This is a genomic window from Enterococcus sp. DIV0724b, from assembly GCF_050531475.1.
Classification (GTDB): Bacteria; Bacillota; Bacilli; order Lactobacillales; family Enterococcaceae; genus Enterococcus_L; species Enterococcus_L haemoperoxidus.
Map to the genome: position 1 here is coordinate 2127143 of NZ_CP172890.1, position 12575 is coordinate 2139717.

10 protein-coding genes are annotated in these 12575 nt (G+C 35.4%); 1 reads left to right on the top strand and 9 read right to left on the bottom strand.

The window, feature by feature from the left end; genetic code table 11:
* Window positions 1–110 precede the first annotated feature (110 nt).
* The 5 genes from IGJ02_RS09815 to IGJ02_RS09835 form a co-directional block, all read right to left on the bottom strand.
* Entirely contained in the window at window positions 111–890 is a 780-nt protein-coding gene (locus IGJ02_RS09815; protein WP_430601851.1) for a sulfite exporter TauE/SafE family protein, read from the bottom strand.
* Window positions 891–909: 19 nt separating this feature from the next.
* Window positions 910–2010: an SPASM domain-containing protein gene (locus IGJ02_RS09820; RefSeq protein WP_430601852.1), complete on the bottom strand. Its 1101-nt coding sequence runs from the start codon at window positions 2008–2010 to the stop codon at window positions 910–912.
* 21 nt (window positions 2011–2031) lie between these two features.
* Window positions 2032–2868: a formylglycine-generating enzyme family protein gene (locus tag IGJ02_RS09825; protein ID WP_430601853.1), complete on the bottom strand. Its 837-nt coding sequence runs from the start codon at window positions 2866–2868 to the stop codon at window positions 2032–2034.
* A gap of 71 nt (window positions 2869–2939) precedes the next feature.
* Window positions 2940–4436 carry a sulfatase gene (locus tag IGJ02_RS09830; RefSeq protein ID WP_430601854.1) on the bottom strand — a complete coding sequence of 499 codons (1497 nt, stop codon included), beginning with the start codon at window positions 4434–4436 and terminating at the stop codon, window positions 2940–2942.
* Window positions 4437–4450: 14 nt separating this feature from the next.
* Window positions 4451–5875, bottom strand: coding sequence for a PTS transporter subunit EIIC (locus IGJ02_RS09835; protein WP_430601855.1), 1425 nt, complete (start codon window positions 5873–5875; stop codon window positions 4451–4453).
* 219 nt (window positions 5876–6094) lie between these two features.
* Between IGJ02_RS09835 and IGJ02_RS09840 the strand changes: the two genes are divergently transcribed.
* Window positions 6095–6868, top strand: coding sequence for a MurR/RpiR family transcriptional regulator (locus IGJ02_RS09840; protein ID WP_430601856.1), 774 nt, complete (start codon window positions 6095–6097; stop codon window positions 6866–6868).
* Between the two features lie 157 nt (window positions 6869–7025).
* Here the strand turns inward: IGJ02_RS09840 and IGJ02_RS09845 are convergent, their stop codons facing one another.
* From IGJ02_RS09845 to IGJ02_RS09860, 4 genes are all read right to left on the bottom strand, one after another.
* On the bottom strand, window positions 7026–7877 hold the full coding sequence (locus IGJ02_RS09845) for a PRD domain-containing protein (RefSeq protein ID WP_430601858.1): 852 nt from the start codon (window positions 7875–7877) through the stop codon (window positions 7026–7028).
* A 20-nt stretch (window positions 7878–7897) separates the two neighbouring features.
* Window positions 7898–9364, bottom strand: a complete 1467-nt coding sequence (locus IGJ02_RS09850) for a glycoside hydrolase family 1 protein (RefSeq protein WP_430601859.1) — start codon at window positions 9362–9364, stop codon at window positions 7898–7900.
* Window positions 9365–9416: 52 nt separating this feature from the next.
* Window positions 9417–11255 carry a beta-glucoside-specific PTS transporter subunit IIABC gene (locus IGJ02_RS09855; protein WP_430601860.1) on the bottom strand — a complete coding sequence of 613 codons (1839 nt, stop codon included), beginning with the start codon at window positions 11253–11255 and terminating at the stop codon, window positions 9417–9419.
* A gap of 248 nt (window positions 11256–11503) precedes the next feature.
* Complete coding sequence (locus IGJ02_RS09860) at window positions 11504–12214, bottom strand: DNA alkylation repair protein (protein ID WP_430601861.1); 711 nt, start codon at window positions 12212–12214, stop codon at window positions 11504–11506.
* Window positions 12215–12575: the final 361 nt, after the last annotated feature.

Sequence of the window (12575 nt, forward strand, 5' to 3'; positions counted from 1 at the left end):
CGAATTTTCTCAAAAAAATAGCCTAGTAAAGTTATTGATCCACCTTACCAGACTATTTTGATATTTTCGCTAAATTCATTTTATTAGCTGTTTCTATTCATATCATTTCTCTATGAATAAATACTAATTAAATTGTACACATTAAGTAACAGCACAATAATTATTGTTCCACTGTAAAGATAGGAAACACTTTTTTCAGAGAGATTTTTGTTAAAGGTACCCCCTAAATAACCACCTAATAATGCCGCTGGAAGAATAATTGCTAAGAATCGAATGTCTAATAAGTAAAAATCTCCTTTAGAAAAAGAGGTAAGCAATTGTGTAGATTGTGCAAAAAATATAGTGGCAATTGAATAAACTGTTGCTTGCTTAATAGAAAAACCAAAACACAACGTCAATAAAGCAACATTGATCGGTCCGCCACCAATACCCAATAAAGCGGAGATCGTCCCTAAAAATAAGCCTGCTAAAAGAAAAGAGAGACTCTTTCTACAATAGAAATGAAATTGTTTCATATTAACATAAATCAATGATAAACCTAATGTTATGATCGTGATAAAAATTTGTAGGGCCAATACATGACTGTCCTCGTTATGTTTTAGTAAAGAATCCAGCACATTATTTCCTACATATCCCCCTACAATTGCACCAACAGATAGATACATAATCTCTTTAATGTTAATTTTTGTGCCACTCTTTACTTGTTTGATTGTTGACGAAATACTCATTGTAAAAACAGCGATACTTGAATACAGGACAATTTGTTGTAAACTATGATAACCAACTGCATCTAACATGGGTTTTATAATAACGCCACCACCCATTCCAGATATTGCCCCTACTGTATTTGATAGTAAAACAATAATAAAGTAAATCAGATAAATCCCCATAACATGCTCCTTACTCTAATCAATTCCTTCCAAAAAATTGGACGATTTCTTGTCCATGTGTCCCTAAAAAAGATTGAAACCCACAATATGCTTCTTCTTTATCTAAATACATTGAATGCTTCATTCGTTTACATCCACCCATGCACATAGAAATAAACGGACATTCTTCGCACTTTTTAGAAAACTTTTTTGGTTCTGTTAAGAAGTGTTTCATTATGTAGCTCTTATACAAATCTTTTAACGAATTTTCCGTAATATTCCCCATTAGGTGTTGATTTAGGACGTAAAAATCACATGGATAGACATTACCATTTGATTCAATCACGTATTGCGGCTGGCACTGACCAATCAAACCACAAGCGCTCACACGCTGCTCGCCAATCAAGGCAATTAAATCATCAAAAAACTTAATACTTTGATACTTTCCCTCTAGATAATCTCGTTTCCATAATTTCCACAATAAATGGTAAAAATGATAAAAACGTTGAGGTGTTAGTTCATAAACCGACTTCTCTCCATTTAGATTACCTAAGCAAGGAATAAATTGAATATATTCAATCTTTTCTTGTTTTATAAATCGATATATTTTGTGTGGATAGCGAGCTAGTTCATTGGTCAACACACATAATACATTGTATTGAACATCATATTTTTCAAGCAATTTCTTTGTCTTAATTACTCGGAGGTAGGTTCCTTTTCTTTTATGATCGACACGATTTCGATCATGAATCGATTGATAACAATCGATTGAAAGTCCTACTAAAAAATGATGCTCTTTGAGAAACTGACACCATTTTTCGTTGATCAAAATACCATTGGTTTGAAGCGTATATTGTATTGAAACTTTTTTCGTGTTTTTTTCTTTCATATAATCAACAAAAGACTGAAAATATGCGAAACCTGCTAGCGTTGGTTCTCCGCCTTGAAAAGTGATCGTCAGCTGATCTTGAGAGGTTAGATCCAACAGTAATTGATCAATCATTATTTTCATAATGGTAGGTTTCATTTTTCCATAAGATTTTACTTCTCTACTATCGGTCACATCTGCATAAAAACAATATTTACAGCGAATATTGCACAAAGAAGATGCAGGTTTGATCATAACCGCTAATTTACGCATTCCTAGTAATCCTTTCCAATATCAATCTTTTACACAGCGAAACCCCATATTACTTGTTGTATTTTCTCGATATGCCCCATTCCTAGAAAATACGCGATACCTTTTACAATAACTCTGATGACATAAAAATGATCCTCCACGAATCGCAAATTCATCTTTTACGGGACCGCTTTTTATATTTCCACTTGCTAAATCAGCCAATGGGATTTTACTAGCATTGTCACACCATTCCCACACGTTTCCGATCATCTGGTAGATTCCATATCTATTTGCTTCAAAATACTTGGCTGGTGCTGTTGCGATAAAGCCATCTTCTTCTGTATTTTCAAATGGAAAATTTCCTTGCCAAATATTACAATGATGCTGATTTTCTTTTAATAACTCATTCCCCCATGGATACAAGCTATCTTGTTGATTTTTAGCAACATACTCCCATTCTATTTCCGTTGGTAATCGTTTGTTTGCCCATCTACAATAAGCCTGAGCGTCATCATAGGAAACATGGACAACCGGATGGTCCATTCGATCGATGATTTGACTATCTATGCCTTCTGGATGTTTCCATGACGCACCTGGAACAATCAGCCACCAAAACATACTCCCTGCTGGCTGATATCGTTTTCGTTTTTCTTCGGGGATAAGTAAATAGAAAACACTTGAATTTCCAAAAAGTTCTGCATCTGTCTGGTAATCTGTTTCACTGATGAATTTTTGAAACATCTCGTTTGTCACAGTGGTTTCATCCATATAAAAACGTGAGACATTCATTTGATGCGTTGGTGTTTCAGCATCTTCAAAAAAACCATTTTCTAAGCCTGTATTTCCCATGATAAACGTTCCGTTTGGAATCAACTGCATTTTTATCTCCTCCAATTTAAAAAAATGTAGCGACTCAAATCTAACTTATTTCAAATTTAAGTCGCTCCATTTTAAAGTGACTCTTTATACCCTAATCTTATAAACTCTTCTTTTGGTGCACCTACTTCTTTCATCTTTTGAATCAATTTTTTATCTAATTGTTCTTGAAGTGCTTGGTCTTTAATTGGCATATTTTGTTCTGAGTCTGTTTTAAGATCAAATATCAGCGAACCGATATCAAATGAATTTACAAAGGAGGAACACAACGGTACTTTCAAACATGGCAATCCATTCGTAAAAGAATCCCCATCATATAAAGAGATATTTTCTAGTGCCGTCGTTGGGTAAAAACCTCTGATTACAGTTGGCATCAATGTATAATTGACCAGTGGCATATTGTCCTTATTAGCCGAGGCTTTCATATACGTATAACGCCCGTCGAATAAATTGACGTGACCGCCGTTTGTGCCAAATAAAATACTTTGATGATTTTCCTGTTGTTGATTCACAAGGTTGAATAAGGAACGACCATCCATATTTTCAAAAGCCTCAACATTAAAATATTCTGCCAACGTCGGTGGTAAATCGATTGTCTGGCATAATCCGTCGATTCTTTGACCATTTAATTTATGATGCGGCAAATGCATGAAAAACGGAATATGAACTACCTCTTCATACATTGGCGCGATATTTTTCCCTAACCAATTATGTTCGCCAAGTAGAAAACCATGATCCGTGTTCACAATGAATAATGTATCATTCCACATTTGATGTTCATCCATAAAATCTAATACACGTCCGAGATGATGATCGCACATACTGATCAATGCGGCATACTCCTTTTGCATATCATAAATATCTCCTTGATAGTACTTTTTATCTTCTTCAGATAATTGTTGATAGACCGGCCAATACGGGATATCTTTTGTCTCAGTCAACTTATAAAGATCACGATATTTCTCTGGCACAAAAAAAGGTTCATGGGGATCAAAACACTCCAGTTGTAAAAACCAATTATCTTTTTCATGATTTTTTTGTAGGAAATCCAACCCACCGTTGATTACTTGGACACTTGACATATCAGACTCTTTTTTGACTTTGGTCCGATTAGCAAGATGTTGAATTCTTGAGATAGAATCTGCTGGTTTATTTAATGGATTTTTATTCTGATCTTCCATAGAATCCAGTCGTGGCATCCAACGATCTCCTTCCTGCCCACGAAACCCTTCCCATGAAGAATACCGATTATGATACGTTGCGCCGCCATCTTCAAAATAATGAGAATGGTCGGTAATCAGATGAGTATAAATGTTTTCTTGATTTAATTTCTCAAAAACTGAATAGTCAAACGCTTCTAATGGCCCCCAACATCTATGCATAAAATTGTATTTACCTGTATGCAACTCTCTTCTTGCTGGCATACAAGGCATACTTCCTCCATAAAAATTATCAAAGGTCATACACTTTTCTCTAAGTCGATCAAAATTAGGCGCATGCACCCAGGTATTCCCATAGTTTGGCAAATAAGCTTTAGACAAGGTATCGAACATAAGCATAATTGCTTTCATTTCTCTCAACTCCTTTAACTAGACTTTGTCTTCGTCTCTTTCCAAAAAATAAATGTTAAAATAAACGCTACGATGAACGCGGCAATAATACCGATAATACTTCCATAGAACCCCATATCTAAGCCTTTTTCTGAGATTCGATTTGGCAATGCAAAAATCCCCATACCTCCTTGAGTATAAGATTTAGATCCAGAAAAACCCATAATCAAACCACCGACAGCCCCAGCAATCAAAGTGCAATAAAACGGTGTTTTTCTTGGTAACGTGATCCCATAAATCGCAGGTTCTGAAATACCAAAAATCCCTGTGATAAAACATGGTGCACATAATGATTTTACTTTTTTATCTTTCGTTTTTAACATGACTCCTAAAACAGAGCCCATCGTAGCAAACGGCACAGCGAACATTAACGCCATCACTGGATCATAACCAAAAGATTGAATATTCAACAGCCCGATAGGAATAAAGCCCCAGTGCAGACCAAACATTACAAGTACTTGCCACAAACCACCAATCACTGCACCAGCTAATGGAGGACTCACATTATAAATCCAAAGCACTGCAGAACTTAATAGTGAACTTGCCCAAGTTGCAATTGGCCCAATCATAATAAACGTCAATGGAATAACAATAATTAAGGTGAAAAATGGAACAAAAAACATTTTAACGATATCAGGACAAACTTTTTGTAACCATTTCTCTAACTTTGCCGCAAAAAATGTAGCCAAAATAATTGGAATCACTGATTGCCCATAACTCATCATCAAAACTGGGATACCTAAGAACTTGAAATAGACCGGTGCTTCAAATAACGTTCCTTGGAACATCATTGAAGGAGCAGGCGTACCAATCAGATTTGCTAGATTTGGATAAAGGAGTGCACACCCTATTACGATCCCTATCAATGGATTCAATTTGAATTTTTTAGCAGAGGTATATCCTAAAGCTACCGGAAAGAAATAAAATAATGCATCGCCAACTGCCCATAAAATTTGATAAGTGCCTGATTCAGGTGTAACGATACCTGATACAAGTAAAATTGCGACTAACCCTTTTATCATCCCAGATGCCGCTAAAATACCGAGGATTGGAGTGAATACACTTGAAATAATATCAATCAAACGATTAAATAAACTTTCTTTTTCTTGATCATCAGCGTTTTCTTCTAAAATAGGTTCTGACTCACCTTGATGCAGATCAAGTTCAGATAAAACATGTGCGTAAACTTGACTCACGTGTGTTCCTATTACAATTTGATACTGCCCTCCACTTTGCATCACTGTTACCACACCATCTAGTTGATTGATTTCATCCGTTTGAGCGACTTCTTCATCTTTCAGCTTAAATCTCAAACGTGTTGCACAATGTGTAACACTCTTAACATTTTCTTTTTGACCAACAAGTTCTACAATAGTCTTCGCCAATGGTTCATAACTCATTTAAGTTTCCTCCTAAATTTGAATGCGTCGCAGGCTCGTAAAGATCTGAGAGATCATAGACCTAAAGCAACTTTTCCCTTATTCCTATTTACTCTTTTTCAAGATCTCTATCCATTCAGGAAGCGCTTCCTATATCCATCATAACTATGGTAAGATAAAAAATAAATACTCTACACAATCTTGGGGAAGCTTCCCAAGGTATTGGGAAAGGATACAAAAATGAAATTCCAACAACTTTTACAAAATAAAATGGGAAATTTCAGCGATACAGATAAAACAATCTGTGCTTATATTTACAACCATCAAGAACTTATTCCCGAAACCAGCATTACAAAATTGGCTGAATACAGCTATACCTCTAAATCGTCCGTACTGAGATTCGTGCAAAAACTTGGTTTTAAAGGCTATAGTGAATTTAAATATTTAATTGATTGGCACGGTGTACAAGATAACTTGCACGAAATGTTTTCAATTGATCATTTAACTGACTACTTAAATACCGTTTTATCCAATATCAAGGAAGATACTTTGATCAGTTTTTTTGAATTATTAAGAAATACACCTAAGATTTATCTTTTAGCAACTGGAACAGATCAGCAGATTCAAGCTCAAAACTTTGCTCGTGCTTTTTTGAAGATGAATGTTGTTTGTACCTTGATTCCAGGAAATAGTAATGTTGAACTTGCTAATATCGTTTTGGATAATATTAATGAACATGATCTTATTATCGTTTTTTCTGGTTCAGGAAATAATTCTCAGATCAATGAGTTAATGACAGTCCCTCTACTAAAAGCAACACCGATTGTTTCGATCACTGTGACAGAAAAGAATTGGTTAAATGAGCATTCTCTTTTAAATTTTTCAATTTTAGCCAAATCTGATGGACCGATGATGAAGTTTTCTTCTGGAATTTGTCATCTGTTGATTGATTTTTTAGCGCATCGTTTTCGACTTTATATTGAGTGTTTACTAACAAAAAGCACTTCTGAATAACGTTAACTGTTTCTTTTTTATTCAAATAAAAGAGGGTGAAACATAACTCTACGAGTTATATCTCACCCTTAAGGCATCCGAATAAATGGTTGTAACAGAAGCAATTCCTACCAAAATATGCTTCTGTCCCAACTTCATAACTATTAGCATAATTTTTTTACTCATTATCAATTGCTGAATGATTCATCAAACGATTGATATGAACACCTAAATAAACAATTTCATTCTCTGGTATCTGTGTATGATAGGTTTGATCGATATAATTTTTCACTTTCGTTGCAATATCCATTGCGCCTGGATATAGTGACCACATTTGACGATACAGTTCATCTTCCCTTTCTCGAAGTAATCCATTATTGAAAAAACGATCAACAAAAAAGCGAACATGGGTTATGAAACGGGTATAATGAACAGAATTCGTATCAATTTCCAGATGTAAGGAGTATCGTACCATATTGACGATCGTGCCAACTAATTTCGCTTTTTTCAAACCAGCTTGATCCTCATGATCGTCGGATTGCGCATTGATCAAATGAAAAGCAATGTTTGACGCTTCTTCACTTGGTAGTTCAATTTGATATTTCGCCTTCATTTCTTTGAGAACAACTTCACCAATAAGAAACTCTTTCGGATAATAATTTTTGATTTCCCAATACAAACGATTTGAAACATTCAAGCCTTTTTCGGTACGTTCTACAGCAAAGTGTAAGTGATCTGAAAGAGTTAAGTAAATACTAGTATTCAATCGGTAGGGTAACTCTTCTTCAGCAATTGCAACGATTTCTTTGGTGATTTCAAAATATTGCATTGGAATTTCATCAACTAATTCAGCAAATTGAGACGATTTCTTTGCTTCGATTGGCAAAAATATTTTATCGACTAAAGAATCAGAAATCGCCTCACCAATTTTTTTACCGTACCCAATTCCCTTTCCTAACGCAATCATCTCTTGTCCTTCTTTTTCAACAAGTACGACACTTGAATTCAATACTTTTTTCACCAAGATCATCAAGATCCACTCCTTGTCTCCTACTTCGCTAGACTTGCGCCATTTGTTGCAATAACTTCTTGATACCAATCAAAAGAATCTTTTTTAAAACGATTATAGGTGCCATTACCCTCATCGTCTGCATCCACGTAGATAAAACCATAGCGTTTTGACATTTGAGATGTTCCTGCACTAACTAAATCAATTGGGGCCCAACTAGTATACCCTATCAAATCAACCCCTTCATCGATTGCTTCTTTCATTTGTTGAAAATGAGCTTTAAAATAATCTACACGATAAGGGTCATGGATTTTACCGTTTTCTATTAAATCAACAGAGCCCATGCCATTTTCTACGATCATCATTGGTACATTGTAGCGATCGTAAAGTTCAATCAAGGAAATTTTCAACCCTTTAGGGTCAATTTGCCAGCCCCAATCAGTTGAAGGTAAGTAAGGATTTTTGACACCTAAAACTGTATTCCCCGGTGTTCTTTCAGCATTTGGATCACCAGATTCTGCCATTGACATATAATAACTAAACGAAAGAAAATCAACCGTATTTTCTTTTAAAATTTGACGTTCTTCTGGCGTTATTTTGATGTTGATTCCTTTATTTTTTAAAGATTTTTCTATCATTTTAGGATACTCACCTTTAACTTGTACATCGGCATAAAAATTATTTTCAAGATTTTTCTTTAAGGTTAACTCTACATCAAGTGGTGCACAGGTTAAGGGATAAGTCATTAATTTAGTCAGCATACACCCTACTTTATTGTTGTGTTTTTTTTCATGGGCAATTTTTGTGACTAAAGCACTCGCTACAAATTGATGATGCAAAGCTTGATAAATTTCTTGTTCTTCTTGTCCTGGTGAACACTTATCGGGAACAATTCCAGCCGTTGTAAAAGGATGGCGATGAATGCTGTCAATTTCATTGAAGGTTAACCAATATTCTACATATTCACCAAATTCATCAAAACAAACTGTTGCAAATCGAACAAAATCATCGATCACTCGACGGTCGACCCAACCATTGTAGTTTAAACTAAGTCCCAGTGGCATTTCATAATGGGATAAAGTAACAATAGGCTTGATTCCTAAGTGCTGCATTTCTTTGAAAACATCACGATAAAAGGCAACTCCTTTTTCATTTGGCTCTTCTTCTTCGCCTGTAGGGAATAGTCGCGTCCAGGCAATCGATAATCTTAACGTTTTAAAACCTAGTTCACTAAATAATGCCAAATCTTCTTTATACCGATGGTAAAAATCAATCCCACGACGTTTTGGATAATCTTTATCTGTCTTGTCTGCCATTGCTGCTTCGATTGTAGCAGTCGAAATAGTCATATGAGCAGCATAATCTTTGTTATCGACATGAGGTTTATAACTGGCTATATCTGCTACAGATAAGCCTTTTCCACCAAGATTCCAGCCTCCTTCAACTTGATTTGCAGCGATTGCGCCACCCCATAAAAAATCTTTTGGAAATTCATTTGTTGTATTCATACTGTTCTCCTCGTTTAAACTATTTAAGGGAAGCCCTTAAAACTATCTTTATTTATATAATTGGTACAATTGACAATATATCTGTTTGATTCGTCACCATTTCTGAATAGTGAGATGAATGGACATGATAGGCTTCTTTATTCGTTACAACACAAACGATTGTTGGATCAAATCCAGCAGCTTTGATTTTAGCTAAATCAAAAGCCATCAATTTTTGCCCTTTGACTACTTTATCACCAACTTTTACAAAAGCTTCAAACCCCTCACCACCTAATTGCACAGTATTGATACCAATATGAAAAAGAATCTCGGCTCCGTTATTCATTTTTAAGCCTAATGCATGTTTTGTTTCAAAAACCATAGTGATCTCAGCTGCTTCTGGCGCAACCAAAACATTATCTTCCGGAATAATCCCAATTCCGTCACCGATCAATCCACTTGAGAAAACATCATCATTTACTTCAGTCAGAGAAATAACTTTACCAGCAACTGGGCTGATCAATTGTTCAATTCCTGATTCAGAACTCATTTCCATACCATCAGCTATCTCTAAAGCTGTTTCATCTTTGTACACAAATAATACAGACAAAAACCCTACACCAAAAGAGATTCCTAACGTAACAAATGCCCAGATCAAGTTCATTGGATTCACTTTGTCTACAAACATTGTGATACTCGCTAAACCAGGACCAACCAAAGCAAATGCTTTGATCGCCATAATACCGGCAAAACCACCACCAACTAAACTTGCAAACATCACACTATATAAAACACGTTTATTTAAAATCGTGACACCATATAAAGCAGGTTCTGTAATCCCGAATAATGCAGAAATACCCGCTGATACTGCAGTAGACCGCAACTTTTGATCTTTCGTCTTGATACTTACCGCAAAACAAGCTCCTGATTCAGCAATATTATGAGCAAGAGAAGCTGGTAAATAAAGTAATTCCGCCCCAATTTCACTCATGGAAGATACAGCATATGGAATCATAGCTTTGTGCATCCCTGTCACGACCATAAATGGCAAAACTGCTGCTAATACAGCCGTCGCAACCCAACCAAAATGAGTATATAACCAAATGATAACTGTTGAAAAAACGGTACCAACATTATAGCCAAGTGGACCTAAAATCAGTAAAGCAATTGGTACTGTAATCAATAAACTCATCATCGGTACGAAGAAAATCCGAATTGGTTTAGGTGAGTATTTTGTAAAAAGCTTCTCAACTTGTGCATAAAACAATACTGTTAAAATAGCTGGGAAAACTTGTGACGCATATGCAATATTGGTTAAACCAAAACCAAGAAAGTTTGTGCCTTCCGTTAACATCGTAGTTAAATCTGGTAAAATTAAGGCGCCAACTGCTGACACAGCAACTAATTGATTGACTTTTAATTTATTGGCTGTTGTCATCGCAACTAAGATTGGAAGAAAATATAATGGTGCACCACCAATCAAATTAAGAATTTGATACGTTTGGCTTTGATCGCTCATCAGTCCTGTTACTGAAGCGAGTAATAATAATGATTTTAATACACCTCCGCCGGCTATTGCTGGAATGAGTGGCTGAAAAATGGAAATAACAAAGTCTAGTAGCACTGTTCCCCATTTTTGTTTTTCTTTTGGACCATCGTTTTGAGGTAATTCTCCTAAGAGGACCTTCATTTCATCGTAAACTTCTACAACATCATTGCCAATAATGACTTGGCATTGAACATTTTGCCGTACACCAATTACGCCATGAACTTTTTCAAGTTTTTCAGTTTCCACCAAATCATTATTTTTTAAAGTAAATCGCAAGCGCGTTGAGCAGTGTTCAAGATGTGAAATATTTTCTTTTCCGCCGATCAAACTTAGAATCGACGTAGCAGTTTCTTTGTAGTTCATCGTTATTTCCCCTTTATAATTAGTTACGCAAAATTGGCCAAATCCTACGCAAAAAACAGACAGAAACTAAATAAAACATTCATCAGAGTGAAACTCCTTCTGTTGAAAAATGCTTTATTTAGGTCCTGCCTGCCTTACCAGTCACATGCCTGTTATTAATTGTCTTTATGGTAGCATAGATTTTTTGAAAACGCAACCACAAAAAACAATTTACTCTTCTCATTCAATTTAACTTTGAGCTTTGTTTTCTAACACACAGCTCTTTTTTTCTTTAAGCCATTTCTACCTGAGTCAAGTGTCTTTTGAATGGCTTTAGATGCAAGCGGAACATTACACGAAACATCGCCAAATGATCCTGTGATTTCCCCTATTTCTTCTGCCACCTTTTGTGCCTCAGCTAGTAAAGGAGAATAATGGACACCAACATAAATTACAAATTGATTCATACAATAGCGAACACCTTTTGGAGAATGATGGATCGTCTCTTTTACGCTCTTTAAAAGATTGGCCACTTCTTTATAATCAATTTGATCGTTTGGTGCAATAGAAATATATTTTCCATAGCAACACCAACCAGTATTTTCAATCAACTCATCTGTCGATGTTAACCATTCTCGAGCTAATTCCAGCGCAAATGGACTTTCTGCCGCAACACTTGCCACAATTGCCTCACTAATTGCTGACCAATGAGACTTCTCACCCCAATGCTGTAACTGTTCTTTCGTTACTAGTTTAGGTTGTATGGATAAACCTGCTAAATATTGTGCATCAGAATTACCTGTATCAAACAAGGCTAAAGCTAAATTCTGATCTTTTTTAACTTCTTTTACAAGATATTTTTTTAAATCCCCTATTTTCACGCCGTAAAAAGGTTCTGTTGCGCCATATTTACGTAAAGTCTTTTTAGTCTGTTCTGTTCCCAGTTCCTTTAATCTACTCATAACATCTTCTATGTTCATCTTCATACCCCTTTTAGACTAATCGAAATAGAAAATTCGATTCGTGGTTAAAGTATAATTCAATTTAGTAACAATATCAAAAAGTGAACAAGAATCTGTCAAGTCAATACAGAAATACAAGCAGGAAATCAGCGTAGAAATTGATTTTCTGCTTACTTTTATGATTAAAAATAGTCAATCTATTTAAATTAAGCTGGCGGTATAAATTGAATTTTTTTATTGAAACTTGAGTAACCGCAAGCGATCGACATAACAATAAGTAACCACTATAATTCATATCCACCAATAATAACACTATTTAACAAAATTTAATGTTCGTTCTAACACTTGCAGCGCCACTTGTTTTCCACCAATATAATGT